16 protein-coding genes and 1 pseudogene are annotated in these 22,899 nt (G+C 71.5%); 7 read left to right on the top strand and 10 right to left on the bottom strand.

What is annotated here, in order from left to right; all coding sequences use genetic code 11:
* The first annotated feature begins 33 nt into the window (after nucleotides 1-33).
* Together ACIQJT_RS27300 and ACIQJT_RS27295 are read left to right on the top strand one after the other, a co-directional pair.
* Complete coding sequence (locus tag ACIQJT_RS27300) at nucleotides 34-3,345, top strand: tetratricopeptide repeat protein (RefSeq protein ID WP_402647821.1); 3,312 nt, start codon at nucleotides 34-36, stop codon at nucleotides 3,343-3,345.
* A gap of 121 nt (nucleotides 3,346-3,466) precedes the next feature.
* A complete protein-coding gene (locus ACIQJT_RS27295; RefSeq protein WP_365452054.1) occupies nucleotides 3,467-4,585 on the top strand; it encodes an ADP-ribosylglycohydrolase family protein in 1,119 nt (372 codons plus the stop codon).
* A gap of 3 nt (nucleotides 4,586-4,588) precedes the next feature.
* Here the strand turns inward: ACIQJT_RS27295 and ACIQJT_RS27290 are convergent, their stop codons facing one another.
* Both ACIQJT_RS27290 and ACIQJT_RS27285 read right to left on the bottom strand, forming a co-directional pair.
* Nucleotides 4,589-6,175 (bottom strand): sodium:solute symporter family protein, encoded by a 1,587-nt coding sequence (locus tag ACIQJT_RS27290; RefSeq protein WP_402647819.1) that lies wholly within the window; start codon nucleotides 6,173-6,175, stop codon nucleotides 4,589-4,591.
* A 127-nt stretch (nucleotides 6,176-6,302) separates the two neighbouring features.
* Nucleotides 6,303-7,091 carry an SDR family oxidoreductase gene (locus ACIQJT_RS27285; RefSeq protein WP_402647816.1) on the bottom strand — a complete coding sequence of 263 codons (789 nt, stop codon included), beginning with the start codon at nucleotides 7,089-7,091 and terminating at the stop codon, nucleotides 6,303-6,305.
* 86 nt (nucleotides 7,092-7,177) lie between these two features.
* Here ACIQJT_RS27285 and ACIQJT_RS27280 point away from each other — a divergent pair, with 86 nt between their 5' ends.
* Nucleotides 7,178-8,005 (top strand): hypothetical protein, encoded by an 828-nt coding sequence (locus tag ACIQJT_RS27280; protein WP_402647813.1) that lies wholly within the window; start codon nucleotides 7,178-7,180, stop codon nucleotides 8,003-8,005.
* 46 nt (nucleotides 8,006-8,051) lie between these two features.
* Here the strand turns inward: ACIQJT_RS27280 and ACIQJT_RS27275 are convergent, their stop codons facing one another.
* Nucleotides 8,052-9,902, bottom strand: a complete 1,851-nt coding sequence (locus tag ACIQJT_RS27275) for an MFS transporter (protein WP_365452046.1) — start codon at nucleotides 9,900-9,902, stop codon at nucleotides 8,052-8,054.
* A 154-nt stretch (nucleotides 9,903-10,056) separates the two neighbouring features.
* Complete coding sequence (locus ACIQJT_RS27270; protein ID WP_402647808.1) at nucleotides 10,057-12,642, bottom strand: D-alanyl-D-alanine carboxypeptidase; 2,586 nt, start codon at nucleotides 12,640-12,642, stop codon at nucleotides 10,057-10,059.
* A gap of 235 nt (nucleotides 12,643-12,877) precedes the next feature.
* On the opposite strand from ACIQJT_RS27270, the gene ACIQJT_RS27265 reads away from it, so the two are divergent.
* The 3 genes from ACIQJT_RS27265 to ACIQJT_RS27255 all read left to right on the top strand — a co-directional run bounded on the left by ACIQJT_RS27265 (nucleotide 12,878) and on the right by ACIQJT_RS27255 (nucleotide 15,243).
* Nucleotides 12,878-13,633, top strand: a complete 756-nt coding sequence (locus ACIQJT_RS27265; protein WP_365452042.1) for a GPP34 family phosphoprotein — start codon at nucleotides 12,878-12,880, stop codon at nucleotides 13,631-13,633.
* Nucleotides 13,634-13,983: 350 nt separating this feature from the next.
* Nucleotides 13,984-14,853, top strand: coding sequence for a helix-turn-helix domain-containing protein (locus tag ACIQJT_RS27260; RefSeq protein ID WP_402647806.1), 870 nt, complete (start codon nucleotides 13,984-13,986; stop codon nucleotides 14,851-14,853).
* A gap of 198 nt (nucleotides 14,854-15,051) precedes the next feature.
* Nucleotides 15,052-15,243: a DUF397 domain-containing protein gene (locus ACIQJT_RS27255; RefSeq protein WP_007382715.1), complete on the top strand. Its 192-nt coding sequence runs from the start codon at nucleotides 15,052-15,054 to the stop codon at nucleotides 15,241-15,243.
* 170 nt (nucleotides 15,244-15,413) lie between these two features.
* Here ACIQJT_RS27255 and ACIQJT_RS27250 read toward each other — a convergent pair whose 3' ends face one another.
* The 6 genes and pseudogenes from ACIQJT_RS27250 to ACIQJT_RS27225 all read right to left on the bottom strand — a co-directional run bounded on the left by ACIQJT_RS27250 (nucleotide 15,414) and on the right by ACIQJT_RS27225 (nucleotide 20,309).
* The gene (locus ACIQJT_RS27250; RefSeq protein ID WP_365452038.1) at nucleotides 15,414-15,917 is read right to left on the bottom strand and encodes a glutathione peroxidase; all 504 of its coding nucleotides are present in this window, start codon (nucleotides 15,915-15,917) and stop codon (nucleotides 15,414-15,416) included.
* Nucleotides 15,914-16,438: pseudogene (locus ACIQJT_RS27245) on the bottom strand (ArsR/SmtB family transcription factor); the annotation flags it as partial. The pseudogene ACIQJT_RS27245 and the gene ACIQJT_RS27250, both read right to left, overlap by 4 nt.
* Before the next feature lie 14 nt (nucleotides 16,439-16,452).
* Nucleotides 16,453-17,598 (bottom strand): DUF2235 domain-containing protein, encoded by a 1,146-nt coding sequence (locus ACIQJT_RS27240; RefSeq protein ID WP_402647803.1) that lies wholly within the window; start codon nucleotides 17,596-17,598, stop codon nucleotides 16,453-16,455.
* A gap of 140 nt (nucleotides 17,599-17,738) precedes the next feature.
* Complete coding sequence (locus ACIQJT_RS27235) at nucleotides 17,739-18,656, bottom strand: N-acetylmuramoyl-L-alanine amidase (protein ID WP_402647800.1); 918 nt, start codon at nucleotides 18,654-18,656, stop codon at nucleotides 17,739-17,741.
* A 307-nt stretch (nucleotides 18,657-18,963) separates the two neighbouring features.
* Complete coding sequence (locus tag ACIQJT_RS27230) at nucleotides 18,964-19,641, bottom strand: polysaccharide deacetylase family protein (protein WP_365452032.1); 678 nt, start codon at nucleotides 19,639-19,641, stop codon at nucleotides 18,964-18,966.
* On the bottom strand, nucleotides 19,641-20,309 hold the full coding sequence (locus ACIQJT_RS27225) for a glycoside hydrolase family 11 protein (protein ID WP_365452030.1): 669 nt from the start codon (nucleotides 20,307-20,309) through the stop codon (nucleotides 19,641-19,643). Before ACIQJT_RS27225 ends, ACIQJT_RS27230 begins: the two co-directional genes overlap by 1 nt.
* Nucleotides 20,310-20,633: 324 nt before the next feature.
* On the opposite strand from ACIQJT_RS27225, the gene helR reads away from it, so the two are divergent.
* Nucleotides 20,634-22,799, top strand: a complete 2,166-nt coding sequence (helR, locus tag ACIQJT_RS27220; RefSeq protein ID WP_402647797.1) for an RNA polymerase recycling motor ATPase HelR — start codon at nucleotides 20,634-20,636, stop codon at nucleotides 22,797-22,799.
* Nucleotides 22,800-22,899: the final 100 nt, after the last annotated feature.

The following is a 22,899-nucleotide window of genomic DNA, read 5'->3' as shown; positions in this document are numbered from 1 at the left end:
GAGGCAGGCGGACCGCGACGAGGGGACGGACGCATGGTGCAGGCGGAGCCGTCGGCGCAGGAGCTGATCCTGCGGCGCACCCGGGCCGGATTCGTGGGCCGCGAGGCCGAACGGGCCGCGTTCCTCGGCAACTTCGACATCCCGCCCGGCGACCCCCGGCACCGCTTCCGGTTCCACGTCCACGGCAGCGCGGGCATCGGGAAGACCTCCCTCGTCCAGGAGCTGGCCCACCTCGCCAGGGAACGCGGGGCGCTCACCGCCCATGTCGACGACAGCGTGGGCAGCGTGCCCGAGGCGATGGAGACGCTGTGCCGTGAACTCTCCGCCCAGGGACGCCGGTTGAAGGACCTGGAGCGGCGCCTCGCCACCTGGCGGGAGCGGCGGCGCGAGGCGGAGGCCGCCACCCTCGCGGCCCTCGCACCCGACGCCGCCATGGAGACCGCCTCGACCGGCAGCAGGATGGCGGTCGACGTCGGTCTGGGCGCCCTGGAGGCCGCCCTGCCGGGCGCCCAGCTCGTCACGCGCGCCCTTCCCGCCGACCGGCTCGCCCAGGGCGCCGACAGGCTGCGGGCCGGCCTCGGCGCCCGCTTCCGCAACCCCGACGACGTCGACCTGGTCCTCACCCCGGAGCGGGTCCTCACCCCGGTGCTGCTCGGCGACCTGCGGTCCGCGGCCGCCGCCGTCCCGTGGATCGTCCTGTTCTTCGACACGTACGAGCGGACCGGCCCCTTCCTCGACCCGTGGCTGTACGACGTCCTCACCAAGCCCAGGGAGCACGGCCGGCTGCCCGCCGCCGTCGTGGTGGTCACCGCGGGACAGCGCCCCCTGGACGCCTCCCGCTGGGGCGGCCTGGACGCGGTGGCGGAAATGCCGCTGGCCCCGTTCACCGAGGCCGAGGCGCGACGGCTGCTCGCCGCGCGGGGCGTCGTGGCGGAGCCGGTCGTCGAGGAGGTGCTGCGCCTGACGGGCGGCCTCCCCGTCCTCGTGTCGACCCTCGCGGCCAGGCGGCCCGACGGCCCGGACAACGTGATCGACCCCAGTACGACGGCGGTGGAACGCTTCCTGAAGCCCGAGCCGGAGGCCCGCCGCAAGGTCGCCCGTGCCTGCGCGCTGCCCAGGAAGCTGGACGCCGACGTCTTCCGGCTGCTCGTCCCCGCCCCCGAGGACGAACTCGACGCGCTGTACGCGTGGTTGACGGCACTGCCGTTCGTCGGACAGCGCGGCGCGCGGCTCCAGTACCACGACCTGGTCCGCGCGCAGATGCTGCGCCTGGAGCGGCTCCGGTCCCGCACCGACTGGACGAGCCGGCACCGGCGGCTCGCGCAGGCGTACACCGAGTGGCGCGAGGACACCGAAGCCGGCCGCCGCCGCGAGGAGTTGTGGGCGGACGAGGAGTGGTGGGAACTGCGGCTGGAGGAGGTGTACCACCTGCTGTGCGCCCGCCCGCCCGCCGCGCTCGCCGAGGCGCTGCGCGGCTTCGTCACCGCGTGCCGTGAGGACGAGGTCGTCGCCCGCCGCTGGGCACGGATGCTGGAGGAGGCGGGCGACGCCACGGACCACGCCGTACTGCGCGAATGGGGACGGTCGCTGGGCGCGGCACTGGCCGACGAGGAGAACGGAGTGAGCGCGGCGCTGGACCTGCTGCTGACCCGCCCCGGCCTCGACCTGCCCGGCCGGGCGGAGGCGCACGCCCTGCGCGGCAGGGAACTGCGCAGGCGCCAGGAGTACGCGCAGGCCCTCCGGGAGTACGACCGCGCCATCGAGCTGGACCCGCAGCAGCCCCTCGCCCACTACGGCCGGGGCCTCACCCACCAGTTGCTGGACGACTACCCGGCGGCCCTGGCCGCCCTCGACCGGGCCGTCGAACTCGCCCCCGACGCGGCCTGGGTCATCGCCGAGCGGGCCGAGACCTACCGCCTGGCGTCCCGCCTCCCGGAAGCGGACGCCGACTACACCCGTGCCCTCGCCCTCGACCCCACCGACGACATCGCCCTGGCCGGGCGGGCGGCGTGCCGGCACGCACTGGGCCGGCTCGACGAGTCGCTCGCGGACTTCGACCGGGCGCTGAGCATCGACCCCGAGTACCTCTGGGCGCTGGTGCGCCGGGCCCGGCTGCACCGCACGCGCGGCGACCGGGACAAGGCGTTCGCCGACCTCGACCGGGCGGCCGCGCTCGCACCCGACCGGGCCTGGATCGCCTCGGAACGCGGGGACGCCTACCGGGTCGAGGGGCGCTACGAGGAAGCCGTGGTGGAGCTGGCGCGCGCGGTCGAACTGGAGCCGGGACACGCCTCGGCGCTGGCGAGCCGCGGACAGGTGCTGGGTGAACTCGGCCGCAACGAGGAGGCGTTGGCCGACCTGGACCGGGCGCTGGCGCTGATCCCCGACTACGCCTGGGCGCTGGTGATGAGATCCCGGGTGAAGCGCGCGCTGGGCGACCGGGACGGTGTCCTCGAGGACCTGCGGCGGGCTGTCGCGGCGGAACCGGAGACCTACTGGATCCAGGCCGAGCTCGCCTCGGCGTACCGCTTCGAGGGCCGCCACGACGAGGCGCTGCCCCTGTTCCACGCCGTCCTCGCGCAGGACCCGGCCCACGCGACCTGCCTGGCGGGCCTGGGCGCGATCCACCACGCCCGCAAGTCCTACCAGGAGGCCCTGGACCACCTGGACCGCGCCCTCGCGTCCGACCCGGAGTACGCCTGGGCGTACGGCCGGCGGGGCCGGGTGTGCCTGGCGATCGGCCGCACCGAGCAGGCCCTGGCCGACCTGGACCGCTGTGTGGCGCTGGATCCCGAGATGACGGAGGAGCGGGAGACGGCGATCGGACTGCTGCTGCTCAGCGAGCGCTGGGAGGAGGCGGAGGAGCGGCTGGCGGCTTCCCCCCTTCCGGGGCCGGACGACACATGGGTGGAAATCCACCGCCACCACGGCCGCTGGGCGCAGGCCCGCGCTCATGCCGAGCGCCTGCGGGAGCGGGAGCCGGTCCTCGGCACGTTCCAACTCGCCATGACGGTCCACTGCGCCGAGGGCCCCGAGGCCGCCGAACCCCTCTGGCAGGACCTCGCGAGGCTGGTCGAGCAGGACGCCGACATGGAGCCCGTGATGCGCGCCCAGGCCCACTGCTTCCTGGGCTGCGCGCTGGCCGACGACCCGCGGGCGGACCGTGGGCTGTCCGAACTCCTCGCCGTCGCCCCGGAATGGGACGACCTGGCCACCCTGGCCCTCATCCTCGCCGAGCTCCTGGCCGCCCCGGGCGCCGACCGGTCCTCCCGCCTCACCACCTGCCTGACAGCGGTGACGGAGGCCAAGGCCGCGCTCCAGGAGCGGTGGTCCGCGGGGAGCTGACCGAAGGGGGGCACCCCGGCCGTTGAAGTGGCGCATACCCACACGTCCCCTGAACCCCGCACCCCCCGTCGATTACAGTGCTGAGCGTCGTACATACGGACGGTCGCCACGGGAGGTCTTGGTGGGTGCGACAGCCGGGGCCGTCGTCTGGGGGCGCGCCGAGCAGCAGGACTTCCGGAGCCGGGTGCGCGGGACCCTCCTCGGGGTGGCGGTGGGCGACGCGCTGGGCGCACCGGTCGACGGGCTCGGGCTGGACGAGATCCGGGAGACGTACGGCGCCGAGGGCCTGGTGGACCTCGGCTTCGGGTACGGCCGGCGCGGCGCCGTCACCCACCTGACCCAGCTCAGCCTCTTCACCGTGGACGGGCTCATACGGGCGCAGGTGCGCCGGGACACCGGCGCCTGGCACCCGCCCACCGACCTGCACCGGGCGTATCTGCGCTGGGCCGCCACCCAGCGGGACTGGGGGCCCGACGAGCGGCGCAAGGACGACGGGTGGCTGGCCCGCGAGGAGTGGCTGTACGCCCGCCGCGACCCGGCCCGGTCCCTGCTCATCGGGTTCGGCGACGACACCATGGGGACACTGGAGTCGCCCAAGAACCCCAACGAACTCGGGCCCGAGGCGGCGGCCCGTTCCGCGCCCTTCGGGCTGCTCGTCGGATGGGAGCCGCAGCTCGTCGTACAGCTCGCCGTGGAGTGCGCCGCGCAGACCCACGGGCACCCCGTCGCCTATCTGTCGGCGGGCGCGTACGCCGTGATCGTGCACGCGCTGGCCCTCGGCGACAACCTGGACGGGGCGGTGCAGCGGGCGCTCGCGCTGCTGGCCGCGCGGCCCGGGCACGAGCCGGTGTCGGACGCGCTCCAGCACGCGCTGGGGGCCGTACGGCAGGGGATGCCCACCCCGGCACGCGTGCAGGAGCTCGCGGCCGACGGTTCGGCGGACGGGCTGCTGTCCGCCGCCGTGTACTGCGCGCTGGTGGGGGAGGACGTACGGCACGGTCTGTGCCTCGCCGTGAACCACGACGGTCCCTCCGCCGCGGCCGGCGCCCTCACCGGCGGTCTGCTCGGTGCCCTGCACGGCGAGACGGCCCTCCCGCCGGCCTGGCTGGCCGAGCTGGAGGGCCGTCCCACGCTGCTGGAACTCGCCGACGACTTCGCGATGGAGATGACCCAGGGCCCCGCGCTGCACGGGCCCGCGGGGGCGTCCCCGGGGTGGCTGGTCCGCTATCCGAGGGCCTGAGCCCTACGGCCGGGGCTGGTCCTTCACCCCCAGGCCGACCACGTCCTCCACACCGCCCGCCGGCGTCGGGATCGCCGCGGCCGCGGCACTGTCCCCGTCCGTGTTGATCTTTTCGATGATCGCGAGGCGCTCCGGGGTGTCCTCGGGCTTGACGAACCCGATGAGGACGTAGAGGACCAGGGAGACGGCCAGCGGGATGGAGACCTGGTACTGGAGCGGGACCCCGCCCTCGACGTTCCAGCTGATCGGGTAGTTGACCAGCCAGAACGTGAGCAGGCCCATCGACCAGCTGGTGAGCGCGGCGCTGGGGCCGGAGCGGCGGAAGGGGCGCAGCAGGCCGAGCATCATCGGGATGGCCATCGGGCCCATCAGACCGGCCACCCACTTGATCACCACCGTGATGATGTCCTTGAAGGTGGGGGAGTTGACCTGGGTGGCCGCCGCCATCGACAGGCCGAGGAAGACGACCGTGGTGATGCGGGCGACCCTGAGCCCCTGCCCCTGGCTCCAGGAGCGCGCCCTGCGCCACACCACCGGGGCGCAGTCCCGGGTGAAGACGGCCGCGATGGCGTTGGCGTCGGAGGAGCACATGGCCATGGTGTGCGAGAAGAACCCGACGATCACCAGGCCCAACAGGCCGTGCGGCAGCAGCTGTTCGGTCATCAGGCCGTAGGAGTCGGAGCCGTCCGGCTTCTGCGACTCGACCAGCAGCGGGGACATCCACATGGGGAAGAACAGGACGACCGGCCACACCAGCCACAGGATCGCCGACAGCCGCGCCGAGCGCTCCGCCTGGTGGGCGTTGGCCGTGGCCATGTAGCGCTGGGCCTGGTTGAGCATGCCGCCGTTGTACTCGAACAGCTTGATGAAGAGGAAGGCGAGCAGGAAGACCGTGCCGTACGGCCCGACCAGCGGCTCCCCGTGGCCCTGGAGCTCCGGCTCGTCCCAGGCGCCGAAGAAGCCGATGCCCTTGTCGTCGAGCTTGAGGACGACGGCGACGAACATCGCGATGCCGGCGAGGAGTTGGATGACGAACTGGCCCAGCTCGGTGAGCGCGTCGGCCCACAGCCCGCCGATCGTGCAGTAGACGGCGGTGATGCCGCCGGTGATCAGGATGCCCTGGTTGAGGGAGATCCCGGTGAACACCGACAACAGGGTGGCGATCGCGGCCCACTTGGCGCCCACGTCCACGATCTTCAGCAGCATGCCGGACCAGGCCAGCGCCTGCTGGGTCTTCAGGTCGTAGCGGTTCTTGAGGTATTCGAGCGGGGAAGCCACATGGAGGCGTGAGCGCAGCCGGTTGATGCGCGGCGCGAACAGCTTCGATCCGATCGCGATGCCGAGGGCGATGGGGAAGGACCAGGTGACGAAGGACGTGACGCCGTAGGTGTAGGCGATGCCCGCGTACCCGGTGAACATCACCGCGCTGTAACCCGACATGTGGTGCGAGATGCCCGACAGCCACCACGGCATCTTGCCGCCCGCGGTGAAGAAGTCGCTGACGTCGTCCACGCGTTTGTGCGACCAGACGCCGATCGCGACCATCACACCGAAATAGCCGATGAGCACGGCCCAGTCGAGACCGTTCATATGCGCCCTCCCAGGGGATCAGCCCGGCGCTCATCGTGGGGGTCGCTGCGTGGACACGACAAGGCGGCGTAAGGTCAAAGGGAGGTAAAATCATTCGAGCTGATGGCCTGCGTTCATCTACATGAACTCACCGCATCAGCTCCCCGGCGTTGACCAGCAACGACTGTCCGGTGATCGCCCGGGCCCGGTCCGAGGCCAGGAACACCGTCGCGTCGGCCACGTCCCCGTCGGTAGCGAGGTCGGGCAGCGCCATCCGGTCGGTGAGCCGCTTCAGCACGTCCGCCTCCGGCACCTGCTCCGTGTGGGCCGTGAACCGCACGTACGCCTGCACCGGCGGCCCCCACATCCAGCCCGGCAGCACGGTGTTGACCCGGATCCGGTCCGGCCCGAGCTCCCGCGCCAGCGAGTACATCGCACTGGTCAGCGCCCCCTTCGAGGCGGCGTACGCGGCCTGCCGCACCTGCGAGGGCGCGGCCACGGCCGACTGCGTCCCGACGAACACCACCGAACCCCCGCCCGCCGCCCGCAGCCCCGGCAGACAGGCCCGGGTCATCCGCAGCGAACCCAGCAGGTTCACGTCGACGACCGACTGCCAGGTCGCGAAGTCGGCGTCCTCCAGCCCGCCGAAGTAGCCGTCCCACGCGGCCACCTGCACCATCGCGTCCAGCCGCCCGAACCGCTCCATCGCCAGTTCCGCGAGCGCCTCGCACTGCCTCTCGTCGGTGATGTCCGTCGGCCGGTACGCGGTGTGCGCCCCGTCGGGGTCGATCTCGGCGGCGCTCTTCGCGAGGTTCGCCTCGGTGCGCGCCCCCAGTACGGCGTTGCCGCCGTCCCGTACGACGGCCGCGGCGACCCGGTGGCCGAGCCCGGCGCCGACTCCCGACACCACGACGGTCTTCCCGGAGAGAAGTGACATACCGGCGGCCTCCCTGATTCCTGCCTCTGGCGCAATATCTGACGGAGCGTCAGAGTATGGGCGAGCGCTGGAGGAGGGAAGGTCCCATGTCGGAGGAGACCCGCAGCGAGACGTACGCCGAACTGGCCGCCACCGGACCCTACGGAGTCCGTCCCGGTCACGCCCTGATCACCATGGTCGAACCGCATCCCGGCCACGAGTACGCCTACAACCGCTGGTACGAGGACGACCACTACTACGCCGGTGCGATGGCCATGCCCTGGATGTTCGCGGGCCGCCGCTGGGTGGCCACCCGGGACCTGCAACTCCTGCGCGTGCCGGAGAAGTCGGCGGTGGCCCAGCCGGTGACGACGGGCTGCTACCTCTCCGTGTACTGGGTCACCGAGGGCCGCTACGACGACCACATGAAGTGGACGGTGGCCATCAACAAGCGCCTCAACCGCGACGCCCGCGTCTATCGCGACCGCACCCACGTCTTCACCGCGTTCCAGGACCACGAGGCCACGGTCTACCGCGACGGAGCGGCGGGCCCGAGGGACTTCCACGCCCTGGACCACCCGTACGCGGGCCTGGTGCTGGAGGTCATCGACGCGGAATCCCCCGAGCGGCGTGCGGAGTTGCTGGAGTGGCTGGTCTCCCGCCACCTCCCGAAACGCCTGGCGGGCTCACCGGCGGCCATGGTGACCGTGTTCCGCCCGACCCCCCTGCCCGGCGACCGCATGACGTACGTGAAGCAGGTGGAGGGCGTCGACACCCGGCTCACGCTGCTGTGGTTCCTGGAGGCGGACCCGAGGGAGTGCTGGGAGCAGTGCTTCGCCGACCCGGCAGACCCTGACATGGGCCGCCGTGAACTGCTCGCGCCTTTCATCCCGACGATCCCGGGCACCGACAAGTACGTGGACCAGCTGCGGTAGGCCTCGTCAGGAGCGCGGGGAACGGTGCGACAAGCCAGCCGCGAGACTACTTCAACTCATCCGGACAAGGCGTCCCGCGCGGCACCGTGTACGGCGCCGCCAACCGGTACGTCCCCGCCCGCGGAGCGAGCAGCATCGTCCACTTGTCCCCGTCCGCGTCCTCCGGCGTCTCCATCAGACACCCGTTGACGTTCTCGAAGACCTTCGGCGAGGCATCCCGCTCCTTGGACTCGTCCGTCTCCTGCGGCGGCTGCACCTTCTTGCCCTCCGCGTCGACGATCGACAGCCACGGCGAATACGGGATCCGGATCAGGATCCGCCCGGCCTTCTTCACCCGCATGGTCATCTCGCCCTGCGCGGCCCGGTCCACGACGGTGTTCGGGGAGGCGAGCGGCGCCGGGTCGGTCACCCGGAAGAGCTGCCAGTTCGCGTCGCCCCAGATCTGCCGCAGGTACGGCATCCCGCGCTGGACGAGCTCACGTTCCCGCTCGCCGCCGTCCCCGTCGGGCTCGTCCTTCGGCACGACCACGAAGTGCACGGCCCAGCGCTGGAGCCACTCGTGGTAGTTCGCGGAGTTCAGGGTGTCGTCGTAGAAGAGCGGGTTGCGCTCCATGTCGGCCTGCCGGTTCCAGCCCCGGGCGAGGTTGACGTACGGCGCGAGCGCGGACGCCTCGCGGTGGGAGGCGGCCGGTACGACCTCGACGCGGCCCTTCTCGGCGCCGACCTCCTGGAGCTCGTTGACCAGGGGGGCCAGCTCGCGCGCCCAGGACGCGGTCGGGGTCGTGTGGACGACGTCGTCGACGGACTTGAAGCCGATCCAGACGGTGAAGCCGGCGAAGGCGACGACGACGGCGTACCACTTGCGCGAGCGCGGCACCGTGAACGGCAGCGCGGCCGCCAGGGCCACCCCGGCGAACAGCATCGACAGGCGCGAGATGTTGGAGCCGATCTGCGAGCTGACCAGCCAGACCAGGACGACCGAGAGGCTGTACACGCCGGCGGTGATCCGGACCGTCGTCCACTCGCGCGGGACGAGGAGGAAGACCAGGACGCCGTACACCAGGGGCAGCAGCACCGAGGCGATCTTCATCGGCTGGGTGCCGGCGAACGGGAAGAGCCAGGCGGACAGCGCGACGACGGCCGTGGGCGCGAGACCCAGCGCCCAGGCACCCGGACGCCGTTTCTGAAGGAAGAGCGCGACCGCCACCAGGCCCACGAAGAGCCCCGCGACGGGCGAGGCCATGGTCGCGAGGGCGGCGAGCGGGGCCGCGCAGGCGGCCTTGGCCCAGCGCTTGTAGCGCCAGCGGTGCGGCCAGCAGAAGACGACCGCGACCGCGCCCAGCGCGAAGACCGTGCCGAGCCCGAAGGTCACCCGGCCCGAGGCCGCGTTGCACAGGAAGGCGTACACGCCCGCCAGCGACGCCCACAGCGGGTTCCGCACCGACCGGCTGCGGATGAGGACCAGCGTCAGCAGCCCGGCCGAGACCGTCCCGGCCAGCATCATCGTCGTACGGACGCCGAGGACCGACATCAGGTACGGCGAGACGACGCTGTACGACACCGGATGCATGCCGCCGTACCACGCCAGGTTGTACGCGGAGTCCGGGTGCCGGCCGACGAACTCGGCCCACGCGTCCTGCGCCGCGAGGTCACCGCCACTGTTCGCGAACGTGAAGAACCAGACGATGTGGAGGACGCCGGACAGCGCGGTCATGGAGAGGACGGGGTGCCGCAGCAGCCGCTCGCGCAGCGCGAGGAGCGCCGACCAGGTCCTGCCCCGGACGCCCTTGGGCGCCCCGCCGGCATCGGCGCCGGAGTCAGCGGGCACCCCTATTCGCGGGCCGGTACCCGGGCCCGGGTCGGTGTCGTCGGCGCGTGTCGGCTCCGCAGTGGCCACCTGAAGGCACTCCCCGTGGTGTCCCGTCTTCGTTTCTCGGCCGCGCCCCAGCGTCGACCTGCCCCGGTTCGTGACGCTAGCACGCGGCCCGCCGACCGGAACCCGGGCGGGGTCCGGCCGACGGGCCGAGACGCTGCGTGCGTCCCTTCCGGGCTCAGCCGACGCGGGTCAGCTTGTCGGTGAGGCCCGGTTCGGTCAGATCCTTCTGGAGGGTGACCGGGACCTTGACCGCGCCGCCCTCTCCGTCGCCGACGGTGAGGGTGCCGACCTTGGTGCCGGCCTTCGCGGTGTGCGGTACGTCGTCGGCGGCGAAGGACAGCTTCACCTTGTAGCCGGCCCAGCCGACGGCGGTGACGTCCTTGGTCAGTACGACCGGGGTGTGGCCGCCGAGGCCGTCGTCCACGTAACCGACGACGTCGCCCTTCTTGAGGATCTTCGCCGAGGTCAGGTCGTCCTGGGCGGCGAGCATCGCGACCCGGCTGACGTCGTTGACGGTCTTGATGATCGGTGCCTTGTGCTGGCCGAGGATCGCGCCCACGAGGGTGACGGTCTCACCGCCGACCTCCTTGCGCGCGGCGAAGAGGAGATTGCCGCCGGCCGCGCTGGTAGTGCCGGTCTTGATGCCGATGGCGCCGTTGTAAGGGACCAGATAGTTGTAGTTGTACCACTTCTGTCCGGACGGATCGATCCACTGCCCCATGGACGTGATCTCCATCAGTGCCGGGATCCTGACGAGCTCGTTGCCGAGCTTCACCTGGTCCTCGGCGGTGGAGACGGTGGTCTCCTTCAGGCCCGAGGCGTCGGTGTACGTCGTGTTCTTCATGCCGAGTTCCTTGGCGGTGGCGTTCATCTTCGCGATGAACGCCTTCTCGGAACCGGCGTCCCACCGGGCGAGCAGCCGGGCGATGTTGTTGGCGGACGGGATCATGATCGCCGCGATCGCCTGCTTCTGGGTGAGGACGTCGCCCTGCTTGACCGTGTCGAGGGTCGACTCGCCGTCCTTGTTGTAGCCGCCCTCCTTCTCGGCGAGCGCGTCGACGGTGATCTTCGCGCCCTCCTCGCCGGACTTGAGGGGGTGGTCCTTCAGGACGATGTAGGCGGTCATGGCCTTGGCCACGGAACCGATCGCGACCGGCGTCTGCTTGCCGAAGTCGCTCATCGTGCCGACGCCGTTGACGTCCATCCAGCCCTGGCCCTGGGTGGGCCACGGGAGGGTGACCTTGCTGCCGTCGAAGGTGTAGGAGTCCTCGGCGGTGAGGCTGAGCGTGGGCTCCGGCAGTGGACGCAGGGCCTGCACGATCGCAAACACGACGACCAGCAGGAGGACCAGCGGGGTCCAGATCTTGACCCGGCGCCCGAGGGTGCGCAGCGGGCTGGGCGGGGGCGGCGGGGTGTTGGTGAGCTCCGCGAGCAGGTCGAGGGGCGGCTTCGGCGGCAGGGGCTGCTGCCTGGTCCGCTCCGGGCCGACCTGGGGGACGGCGGCGGTCACGTCCGGCTTCGGCCGTGCCTCGCGGGGCTCGTCGAGGTCCTTCAGTGCGACGAACTTGCTCGTCCGCTCGGCCTCGGCCTCCGGCTCGGGCCGCTTCTCGGGCTCGGGCTTCGCCTTCGGCTCGGCGGCATCCGGCGCCTTGCCGAGCTTCAGCATGGTGGTGGGCTGGTCCACGGGCGGCCGGGGAGCCTTGAAGACGGCGGTGGGCTGGTCGACGGGGGGCTTGTCGGCCACGTCCGCGTCCTCGGGCACGCGGTCCTGGGGGTCTGCTTCGGGCTCGTCGTCGGGCCGCGGGTCGGCGGGGGCCGGTCGCACGGTTCCCCGTGCCCCCGGGGTGTCCGACTCGCCGGTGTCCGGATCGTCGGCCTCGTCGTCGGCGGGAGCTTCGTCGGCAGGGGGTTCGTCGGCGGGGGCTTCGTCGGCCACGGCCGTCTCGGCGGTGCCGGCCCTGGCCTCGGCGTCCGTCTCCGGCTCGGCGTCCGACTCCGGCTCGCTGTCGGTCCCCGCGTCCGGGGCGGACTCGGGGCCGTCCTCGTCCTCGTGCGAGGTCTCGTCGGCGGCCTCGGCGGGCTCGGCGGCCTTGCCGTCGGACTTCTCCACGGCCTCCGAAGGAGCCTTGTCCTCCGCCTTGCCGGACTCCTTCCCGGAGTCGGCGCGGTCACCCGTGGCGACCCATGCCGCCACCGCGTCCCGCAGCCGCGCGTCCCCCGCCGCGGCCGGCTCGTCGCGCTCGTCCCGGTCACCGGCCTCGTCGGCGGCCTCGCCGCCACTCCCGCCCGTACCGGAGTCACCCGCAGCGGAGTCGCCCGTACCGGAGTCACTCGTGTCGGAGTCACTCGTGTCGGACTTCTCCGACCCGTCCGGGTCCTCAGCCGGAGCCGCGTCCTCCGCGTCGTCTCCCGAGTCGTCCGCCCCCTCGGCGTCCTCCGGGCGCTGCTCCGCGGGCGCGGGCGCGTCCTCGGGCTCCCCGGTGCCGGAACCGTCAGTTCCGTCCGCTGCGGGGCGCTCGTCGCCGTCCTCGGCGCCCTCGGCGTCCTCGCGGTCCTTCGGGAGGTCACGCACCGAGAAGACCTTCGTGGCCGTGTCGACGCCTCCGAGGGAGACGGACTCCCGTGCCACCGCGAGCCTGGGATCGCGGGCGGAACTCCTCGCCTCGGGAACCGGACTCGCGCTCCCCGACGTCGGTCCTGCCGACGACTCGCGCTGCTTCGACCTGTCGGGGGACTCGCCCGCCACCGATGCCTCCTCCATGTGCCGCGGGTGATCGGTCTCCGTCACCCTGCGTCTGCCGAACCGTTGAACCGCCGCCCGGGCAACCGCCACACCACGCTGTCCGAACCATGTACCAGTGTCCTGTGTGCGGCCCTGTCCCAAGCGGTAGACGAGAACGACATACCTACCGGTTCCACTACAAACAGGTCACGCACCCTCGACAGATGAATGTGAGAGGGGTCACCCTGTCTTTCATCCACGCGGGGAGGCATGGATGGGCAGGAGCCGCAGAACACTTCCGGAGGAGCTTCTGCTGCTGGCGTTGGACCCGACCACGGGTACCACCGCACAGCCGCAGTCGCTCGACCTCGGTCTGGCCGGAGCACAGCTAGTGGAGCTGGCGCTGGCCGGACGGATAGCCCCAGACGGGGATCGTATCGCCGTGGTAGCCCCACGGCCGACTGGAGATCCGACTTTGGACTGCGCGTTGGAGTTGCTGCGAAGGCGTGGCGCTCCCGTGCGGGCAGTGAACTGGATCGGCGGGCCGCGTCTCGGGCTCCGTCAGACCTATCTCTCGCATCTGGAGCGGTGCGGCATGGTGCATGCCGTGGCGGGCCAGATGTGCGGAGTGCTGCCGACCACCCGCTACCAGGCGACGGACAACGAGATCAGCCGGGAGATCAGGGCCCGGCTGGACTCGGCGATCCGCACCGGCGTACCGCCGGACCCGCGGACCGCGGCGCTCGCCGCCCTGGCACACGCGGTCGGCCTCGGCAAGCACCTGTATCCGGGCAACGAGGGCCGTTCCTCGCGCTCCCGGCTGCGGGACCTGATCAGGCACGACCCCATGGGCGGACTCGTCGCGCACGCCGTGATGGACGTCCAGAACGGCGTGGCGGCACAGCCACGTCGCAGCCCGGCACCGGCCGGCCGGCAGGCCGCCCCCGGAGCCAGGCCCGCGCCGGAACCCGCTCGTGGCGTTCCGATGCAACCGCGCCGAGGACCGATGGCGCGCGCCGTGGCTCACTGAGCCGCAGAACCCTCGGCACGCACCGCCGGCAGCACGACCGCACCACGCACGACCCGCACCGCGTACGACCCGCACCACTCAGCCGCCGCACCGTCAGTCCCCACAGACCGGTTCGGGAGCCGCTGGTCCGCGCGGGGCGACGGAACCGTACGTCCGTACACCGGACGTCGCAGGGTTCCGGCGCCCCGCGCGGCCGCATGTCCGGGCACAGCCGGCCGGGCGGCCCCAACTGTCGTGCACGCAGCGCATATACACGGTTTCCCAGCGGTAATAAGCACCTTGGTGGCAGTCTGCTCAACAGCAGATACGCAAAGTCAAGAACGAGGCACGCAGCCGGAGGTGCACGTCCCGTGGCGTCCAATGTCAATCCCACCGTCAGGCGGCGCCGGCTGGGCCAGGAGCTGCGCAGGCTCCGCGAGCTCAAGGGCATGACGGCCGAAGAGGTGGCGGAGCGGCTGCTCGTGTCGCAGTCGAAGATCAGCCGGCTGGAGAACGGCCGGCGCAGCATCAGCCAGCGCGACGTCCGCGACCTGTGCGGGGTCTACGAGGTCGAGGACCAGCGCATCGTCGACTCCCTGATGCAGATGGCCAAGGACTCGCGCCAGCAAGGCTGGTGGCACGCCTTCGGGGACATCCCTTACAGCGTGTACATCGGCCTGGAGACCGACGCCGAGTCGCTGCGCGTGTACGAACCCCAGATCATCACCGGCCTGTTGCAGACCCGGCCGTACGCCGAGGCCATCGTGCGCGGCGGCGCGCCGGAGGCCACCGAGACGGAGAACGACAAGCGCGTCGAGGTACGGCTGCGGCGGCAGAGCCGGGTCTCGGCCGAACGGGATCCCCTGCGCCTGTGGGTCGTTCTGGACGAGGCGGCCCTGCGCCGGGTGGTCGGCAGCCGCCAGGTGATGCGCGAGCAGCTCGAGTACCTCGTGGAGATGTCCCAGCAGCCGCACATCACCGTGCAGGTGCTGCCGTTCGACGTCGGCGCCCATCCCGGGCTCAGCGGGCAGTACTCCATCCTGGAGTTCTCGGACGCGGCGGACTCCAGCGTCGTCTACATCGAGGGCGTCACCAGCGACCTGTACCTGGAGAAGGCGCACGACGTGCAGAAGTACACCGTGATGTACGAGCACTTGAGGGCGCAGGCGCTCAACGTCGACCAGTCGCGTCAGCTCATCGAGGACATCGCCAAGGAGTACGCCCGTGAGTACGCCCGGTGACCTGCTGAGCCGCTCCCGGACAGGGCGGGCCGGATAGTACACCCCTGACTCGTCCGCCTGGAAGAGTCCCTTGGAATATGCCGCCAGAAGAGTGAATGACTGCTCCGAAAGAGGAAGTCGGCGAGTAGCGTCGATCACGCCAACGATCAGTAAAGGTTGGCGTGATCCGAACACTGCGCATCTGGCTACGGAGCGAATATGGCAATTCGTCTGGGCACCCTGGACACATGGACGACCTCCACCTACACCAACGCCAACGGGGCGTGTCTGATGGTGAGGTCGACCGAGGAGGAAGCACTCGAACTCGGCGACACGAAGATCCCCGAGGGCCCCAAGCTGGCCTTCCCCGCCGAGGCGTGGAGCGCCTTCGTGGCCTCGGTCAAGGTGTGACACCAGGCCACACCCCTACAACTGCACAAGCACCACCACAGAGCCCTCTCGACCAGATCGCCGTCCTTGCCGAGGGGGCTCGGCGTGTGCCTGCGGCGCTTCAGCGGTGGGATTGTGCGTCGGGCTCGGGCCGGTGGGGGCCGGTCGCGGCCACGACGGACCCGCAGCCGCTAGGCCAGCGCATTCTCCACGGCGGTGACGATCTCCTCCGACTCCGGCTCGGTCTGCGGGGAGAAGCGGGCCACGACCTTCCCGTCCCGCCCGACCAGGAACTTCTCGAAGTTCCAGCGGATGTCCCCGCTGTGCCCCTCCGCGTCGGCGAAGCCCACCAGCCGCTCGTACAGTGCGTGCCGCCCCTCGCCGTTCACCTCGACCTTCTCGGTCAGCGGGAAGGTCACGCCGTACGTCGCCGAGCAGAACTCCGCGATCTCCTCGGCGCTGCCGGGCTCCTGTCCCAGGAACTGGTTGCAGGGCACGCCGAGCACGGTGAAGCCCCGCTCCGCGTACCGCTCCTGGAGCTTCTCCAGGCCGTTGTACTGCGGGGTGAGCCCGCACTTGGAGGCCACGTTCACGATGAGGACGGCCTTGCCGGCGTACTGGGAGAGGTCGGCGGAGCCGCCCGTGAGGGCCCCGATCTCGACGCCGAGGGGGGAGGAACCATCTGTAGTCGTCATGAGCGGATGCTAACTCCGCCCGGCGCATCCCCGGCGCCTGCCCCCGAGGCCTCCACCAGCACCTCCCCGGCCGCCGTCCGCACGTACAGCACCGACCGCCCCGCCCGCCGCCGCTCCACCAGCCCCGCGTCCCGCAGCACCCGCAGATGCCGCCCCACCGAACCCAGCCCCTGCCCGGTCACGGCGACCAGCTGGCTGGTGCTCAGCGGGGAGTCCAGGAGGACGAAGACCCGGGCCCGCCCGGCGCCGAGCAGGGTGCCGAGGCTCGCGGGCACGCTCCGGGCGCCCGGGTCGGCGAGGGCGCCCGCGCAGCCGTAGACGAGGGCGTAGCGCCCCGGCTCCTCCCACGTCGCCCAGCCGCGCCCTGGCGTCACCGGGACGAAGACGAGTTCGGCGCCGCGGATGTCGCGGGGCGGGCGCTCGTGCCGGTTCACCTGGAGCCGGTTGCCGCCGAGCCAGCGGGTCTGGCCCGGCAGCAGAGAGTCGATGACAGCCGCCCAGCCGCCCCGGCTCACCTGCGAGGGAACCGTGGACCTCAGGGGACCTCGACGGGCGCACGGCTGAAGCTGAGCGGGACCGCGTCGACGTCCCGCTCCCCGACCTCCTTCAGGTAGGTCTCGAGCGCCGGCGGACGGTAGCCGGGGTCGCCCTCGCGGCGGCGCAGCACCGTGTCCGCCAGGTGCTCGTTGCCGACGGGGCGGCCCTGCTCGTCCTTCTCCCGCCCGACGGGCCGGTGCAGGGGCTTGAAGAGCCGGTAGAAGCCCTTCCGGGAGGGGTTCCACGGGCCCATGGGATCGGGCTGGACGGCGAAGTCGGCGCACTCCTGCGGGCGCATGCGGTCCGGTCCCTCCGCGCTGAGGACCACGGGGTCGAACTCCAGGCCGTACCGGGCGGCCTGCCGGGCCATCCACAGCAGGGTGATGTCGGACAGGCCCGAGTCCTTCTCGCCGCCCCCGACGGACAGGTGCACCCCGGCGAACCACACCTGTCTCAGCTCCTGGTCCCTGTCGGCCCCCTTCTCCTGCCGCCACAGGGTCGGCGGGAACGCCGAGCGCTCCTCGTCGACGGCCAGCGCGTGGAAGGCGCCGTTCACCGACTTGCTGAGGGTGGTGTCGTGGAAGGCCCAGCGGTGGTTGAAGCGGTCGACGAGCGGCTGGAGGAACCGGGGCGCCGGGACCGGGATGCCCAGGGAGCCGACCGTGTCCCAGACGCCCACGAAACGGATCTCCGTCTCGTACGAGTACGCCCCGCGGAACAGGGTCGCGGCCACGCTGGTCGGTTTGTCGGCGCGGCTGCGGTACAGCGCCCACGCCTCGTCGATCCGGTCGGCCTGTTCCGGGCGCAGGATGCCGCAGTTGCGCACCAGACCGGCCAGGCTGCGCGCGGTGAACGCGCCCCGGCTGAACCCGAACAGGTACAGGGCGTCCCCGGGCTCGTAGGTGTGGATCAGGAAGCGGTAGGCGTCGAGGACGTTGCGCGACAGGCCCATCCCGAAGGCCCCGCCCCGCAACCGGTCCTTCCGGCTCGTGCCGACCCCGCTGTGGTAGTACACCCGCTGTTCCGTTCCGGCAGCGGTGCGTCGCCGTACGGCCAGGGCCACCTTGGCGACGTTCGTCTTGCTCGGCTGGTCGGCGAGATTCCAGGTCCCGTCGCAGCAGACCACCAGACGCTTGGCCATCATGTGCCTCCTCTCCCTGTCGACCCTGTAGAGAGGACCCCGCGACTGCTCGGCAGATACAGCCAGTACCGCAGGGACCGCGCCGACCCGCAACTCGACGCCCCGGAGCGGGGCGGCGGCGGGCCGGCGGCGGGGTGCGCGGGTCAGGCCACGACGGTGAAGAGCCCCGTCCTCTCGCCCAGCCTGGACAGGGAGATCTTGCCGGGGATGCCGTTGGCGTCGGCGCCGGTGTAGCCGAGGTGGCGCTGCCACTTGGCGTAGGCGGCGACGGTCGTGCTGCCGAACGACCCGTCCCCGGCGTACGACTTGGAGAGGTAGCCGAGTTCGACGAGGGCGGCCTCGGTGAGGTTGGTGCCGGTCATGTAGCTGACGTGGCCCTGCTTGGCCCCGGGGTCGGTCCTGGCCGCCGCCACCAGGCGGGACAGGTCGACGCGCGGCTTGCCCGCCGGCTTCGTCGGGGCCGTCGCTCCGGGCCCGGCGGCGAGCTGCTTCTTCACCGCGGCCCGGAAGTCGTCCATGTCGAAGCTCGGGTCGATCTTCCCGGGCTGGCACTCCTTGTGCCCGGCGACGGACTTCTCGCTCCAGCCGTGCGCCCGGCAGATCGCCGCCGCCCACAGCACGGCCTGCCGGTACTGCGCCGCCGGGTAGGGGTCACCGCCCTTGCCGCGGTTCTCGATCTCCAGGCCGTACAGGCAGTCGTTGCCGTCCGCCTTCGCCACGTCGTCGTGGGGCAGGGGCCTCTCGTCGCGGATGGCGTTCAGGACATCGATGTCGGCGTAACCGGCGTGGTTGGTACGGCCGTTGCCGATCATCCACAGCCCGGCGGTCTTGCCGAGCCAGGCGTGGCACAGCGGTCCCGGAAGGTCTGATCTGCCCTTGAAGCAGAGCTCCTTGTCGTCGTGGCCGCCGGTGTGGTGGATCAGCACCCCGATGACGGGCCCGAAGGACTTCCCGGACGCCGCGTCGCGGTTGTGGGTCTTCCAGCCGGCGTGCTCGTGCACGGTGAGGCCCTCGGCCTTCAGTGCGGCGAGCATCTTCGCGGCGGACAGGGGAGTGGCCATGACTGCGGTTCCCTCCGGGATGACGCGCCGACGACGCGTCAAGTGGGCGACGGATCATGTGACTTGGCGTACGGATGGGTGCGCGGGGCCTGCCCGCCCCGCCCGCCGCTCATGATTGCGGGCCGTGGCCCGCTCCGTCGGGGAAATCGCGGCATTCACAGCCGAACGGAGTCACCCCGCCCCGTGTTCGGCGCGGCGGCCCGAAGGGGAGACGACCGCCGCGCCGAGCCCGGGTGGCCGGGGCCCGATGGTTGTGGCCAGATGGTCGTGCCGTGGCACCGCGGCCGTGTCACCGCGGCCGGGCGGATCAGCCCGGTGCCACCGCGCGGCCGGTCTGGGGCGAGATCATGCCCGCGCACAGCCCCTTGGCGGCCAGTGTCTGCGCGATGCGCGGGATCGCCGCGCGGGTGTTGGCGGGCCAGTCGTGCATGAGGATCACCTGGCCGTCGGTGAGCCGGCCGGCCGCCGCGACGATCGCGTCCGTACTGGCGTTGTTCCAGTCCTGCGAGTCGACGTTCCAGATGATCTCGGTCAGTCCGTACCTGGCCTCCACGCCCTTCACCGTGGCGTTGGTCTCGCCGTACGGCGGGCGGAAGAGTCTCGGTGTGCCGCCCCCGGCGTTCGCGATCGCCTGCTGGGTGCGGGAGATCTCCGAGTCGACCGTGGCCTGGCTCTGCTGGGTCAGGTGCGGGTGCGTGTAGCTGTGGTTGCCGACCCACATCCCGGCGCTGACCTGGGCCCTGACGAGTGCCGGGTTGGCGGCGGCGTTCTGGCCCGTGTTGAACATGGTGGCCCGGAGGCCGTACTGCCTCAGGGAGCCCAGCAGGGCGGTGGTGCCGCTGCCCGGGCCGTCGTCGAAGGTGAGACCGACGTATCCGGAGCAGGCGGCGGCCTGCCCGGGGGCTGCGGCGGCGGGGACGGTGAGGGTGCCGGCGGCTGCCAGGGCGGCGGCCGCCAGTAACGGGAGGTGCGCCCGGCCCCTCATCACGCCACCGTGATGTTGGAGTTGCCGCTGCTCTGGTAACCCTCGGTCGCGAGGATCATGTAGTACTTGAAGCTGCCCATCGGCATGCCGGCCCGGGCCCAGGCGTCGAAGTGGTTGCCGGTGGTGATGGTGCCGCCGGTCCGCCGGGACTGGCGGACGCTCCAGTACTGGTTGAAGGTCTTGGTGCCTTCCACGGACGGGGCGTTGTAGCGGGTGGTCTGGTAGATGTCGTACGTTCCGCCGTCGCTGCTGACGGTGCCCTTGTACGTCCCGGTGGGCCGGTAGTTGCCCCAGTTGTCGACGACGTAGTACTCGACGAGCGGGTTGGACGTCCAGCCGTACAGGGCGAGGTAGGCGTTGCCGGACGGGTTGAAGCTGCCGGAGTAGCTCACGGTCCTGCGGGAGCCGTTGCTCCAGCCCTTGCCGGCCACGAAGTTGCCGGTGTTGCGCCAGGACGTGCTGTAGTTCCCGCCGTTGTTCAGGGTCATGGAGACCGTGCCCTGGGCGTCCGTCCAGAACGAGTAGTAGTAGCCGTTGTTGGTCCCGGTCTGGTTCGTGGTGATGACCGTGGCCGCCTCGGCGGTGCCGGGCAGGGCCAGCGTGGCGCCGGTGGCCAGCAGGAGGCCGCAGACGCTGCGGCGCGTCGGGTGTGCGGGTGTGTCAGTCATGCCCCACAGTTTTGGCCTGCCCCTGTCAAGCGTCAACAGTTTCGACGGATGTTTCGAATGCTTCGAGAAGGCTCCGACCTCAGCAAACCAGCGAAATCTTTCGGAAGATCGCAGGAGAAGGAGGGTCCGTGGAGGTGAGTGATATTCGAATGTTTCGAAGAGCTTCCGGATGATCGGAGGCAAAAGAAAAGGCAGGGAGTCAGTACCTCCTTGCCATGTTCAACCTATAGCGCACCGGGGGACTTGCGGCAAGGCCCCGGTGAAGGCGCACACTTACCGGCCGTAGGCCCCACGGCCGCCGACCCCCACCCCGGAGCTGTCCTCTTGAGTACCCTGCCCACCAGCGTGTTCGACCTTCCCGAGCGCCTCGCCGCCAAGGCCGACCCGACGCTGACCGCCGCCGACGAGGGACACTTCGCGGCCATCGCGGAGTGCCTGGAGCAGACGATCGCCGAACTGTCCGACACCCTCGCCGCCACCCTCCGGGCGCCCGGAGGGATCGGCCAGGAGGCCATGGACCGCGACACGGAGATCCACCGCCTCAGCGCCCGGCTGCGCACCCTGCGCCGCTTCGGCCTGGACCTGTGCCTCGGACACATGGTCCACGCGGACGACCCCGAGCCCGTGTACGTCGGACGGCTCGGCCTCACCGACAGCACGGGCCGCCGACTGCTCGTCGACTGGCGTTCCCCCGCCGCCGAGCCGTTCTTCGGAGCCACCCACGCCAATCCGATGGGGCTGGCCAGCCGCCGCAGGTACCGCTGGAAGAACGGCCGGATCGGCGACTACTGGGACGAGGTGTTCGCCCCGGACGGGTTCGCCGGGCACCACGCCTCCCTCGACGACCAGTCCGCCTTCATCGCCAGCCTCGGCAGCGACCGTTCGGAACGCATGCGGGACGTCCTCGGCACCATCCAGGCCGACCAGGACGCCATCATCCGCGCGAGCTCCCGGGGCGCGCTCGTCGTCGACGGCGGTCCCGGCACCGGCAAGACCGTCGTCGCCCTGCACCGCTCCGCCTACCTGCTGCACTCCGACCCGCGCCTCGGGCACCGCCGCGGCGGCGTCCTGTTCGTCGGCCCGCACCGGCCCTACCTGGCCTACGTCTCCGACGTCCTGCCCAGCCTCGGCGAGGAGGGCGTGCAGACCTGCGTCCTCAGGGACCTCGTGGCCGAGGGAGCCACGGCAGGGGTCGAGACCGACCCGGAGGTGGCCCGCCTGAAGTCGTCCGCGGACCTGGTGAAGGCCATCGAGAAGGCCGTCCGCTTCTACGAGGAGCCGCCCACCGAGGGCATGACCGTCACCACCCACTGGTCCGACATCCCGCTGACCGCCGCCGACTGGGCCGAGGCCTTCGACGCCGCGGAGGGCGCCCCGCACAACGACGCCCGCGACCAGGTCTGGAACGAACTGCTCACCATCCTGGTGGACCGGCACGACGGCGACGCCCCGGAGGCGCTGCTGCGCAGGTCGCTGCGCCAGAACAGGGAGCTGCTCACCGCCTTCAACCGCGCGTGGCCGCTCCTGGAGGCCGCCGACCTGGTCTCCGACCTGTGGACCGTCCCGGCCTACCTGCGGATGTGCGCCCCCTGGCTGGACCGCGACGAGGTACGACGGCTCCAGCGCGCCGACGGCCAGGCCTGGACGGTGTCCGACCTGCCGCTCCTGGACGCGGCACGGCAACGGCTCGGCGACCCCCGCGCCTCGCTCCGCAAACGCCGGAACGAGGCCACCGTCGCCGCCGAGCGCGAGCGCATGGCGACCGTCGTGGAGAACCTCAGCGCGGTCGCCGACGACGAGTACGGCATGGGCCTGGTGACGATGCTGCGCGGCGAGGACTTCCACGACGCCCTGGTCGACGAGAACTCCCTTCAGGTGAGCGACCCCGACCTGCTCGCCGGACCCTTCGCGCACGTCGTGGTCGACGAGGCGCAGGAACTGACCGACGCGGAGTGGCAGATGCTGCTGCTGCGCTGCCCGTCCCGCAGCTTCACCATCGTCGGCGACCGCGCCCAGGCGCGGCACGGCTTCACGGAGTCCTGGCAGGACAGGCTCGCGCGGGTGGGTCTCGACCGCGTCGAGATGGCCTCCCTGACCGTCAACTACCGCACCCCGGAAGAGATCATGAAGGAGGCCGAGCCGGTCATCCGCACCGCGCTCCCGGACGCCAACGTCCCCACCTCGATCCGCAGCACGGGCGTCCCGGTGACGTACGGCCCGGTGACGGACCTGCCGACGGTGCTGGACAGGTGGCTGGAGGACCACCCGGAGGGCATCGCCTGCGTCATCGGCGCCCCCGGCCTCGAGCCGGCCCCCCGGGTTAGCTCCCTGACCCCGGCCCTCTCGAAGGGCCTCGAATTCGACCTGGTGATCCTCGTGGACCCGCAGGACTTCGGGGAGGGCGTGCAGGGGGCGGTGGACCGGTACGTGGCGATGACGCGGGCCACGCAGCGGCTGGTGATCCTGACGAGCACCACCCCGACAGGCTGAGGGCCGGTCCGTGGGCCCCGGCGGGTGGAGCGCGGGCCCGGTGCCGGCCCCGCGGACGGCTGCGGGCAGCACCGGGTCCGACCACCCCTGGACTGCCGCC

Origin of the sequence: Streptomyces sp. NPDC091972 (genome assembly GCF_044756385.1) — a bacterium.
In the GTDB taxonomy this organism is placed as follows: domain Bacteria; phylum Actinomycetota; class Actinomycetes; order Streptomycetales; family Streptomycetaceae; genus Streptomyces.
The sequence above is the reverse complement of the archived record's forward strand: the minus strand, read 5'-3'. Positions and strand labels throughout refer to the sequence as shown.

Bases quoted from the DNA above. Each gene is read 5' to 3' on its own strand.
- ACIQJT_RS27255 (WP_007382715.1), top strand. From the start codon at position 15,052: ATGGCAATTCGTCTGGGCACCCTGGACACATGGACGACCTCCACCTAC.
- ACIQJT_RS27230 (WP_365452032.1), bottom strand. From the start codon at position 19,641: ATGAGGGGCCGGGCGCACCTCCCGTTACTGGCGGCCGCCGCCCTGGCA.
- ACIQJT_RS27290 (WP_402647819.1), bottom strand. From the start codon at position 6,175: ATGAACGGTCTCGACTGGGCCGTGCTCATCGGCTATTTCGGTGTGATG.
- ACIQJT_RS27285 (WP_402647816.1), bottom strand. From the start codon at position 7,091: ATGTCACTTCTCTCCGGGAAGACCGTCGTGGTGTCGGGAGTCGGCGCC.
- ACIQJT_RS27270 (WP_402647808.1), bottom strand. From the start codon at position 12,642: ATGGAGGAGGCATCGGTGGCGGGCGAGTCCCCCGACAGGTCGAAGCAG.
- ACIQJT_RS27280 (WP_402647813.1), top strand. From the start codon at position 7,178: ATGTCGGAGGAGACCCGCAGCGAGACGTACGCCGAACTGGCCGCCACC.
- ACIQJT_RS27235 (WP_402647800.1), bottom strand. From the start codon at position 18,656: ATGGCCACTCCCCTGTCCGCCGCGAAGATGCTCGCCGCACTGAAGGCC.
- ACIQJT_RS27225 (WP_365452030.1), bottom strand. From the start codon at position 20,309: ATGACTGACACACCCGCACACCCGACGCGCCGCAGCGTCTGCGGCCTC.
- ACIQJT_RS27300 (WP_402647821.1), top strand. From the start codon at position 34: ATGGTGCAGGCGGAGCCGTCGGCGCAGGAGCTGATCCTGCGGCGCACC.
- ACIQJT_RS27265 (WP_365452042.1), top strand. From the start codon at position 12,878: ATGGGCAGGAGCCGCAGAACACTTCCGGAGGAGCTTCTGCTGCTGGCG.
- ACIQJT_RS27240 (WP_402647803.1), bottom strand. From the start codon at position 17,598: ATGATGGCCAAGCGTCTGGTGGTCTGCTGCGACGGGACCTGGAATCTC.
- ACIQJT_RS27250 (WP_365452038.1), bottom strand. From the start codon at position 15,917: ATGACGACTACAGATGGTTCCTCCCCCCTCGGCGTCGAGATCGGGGCC.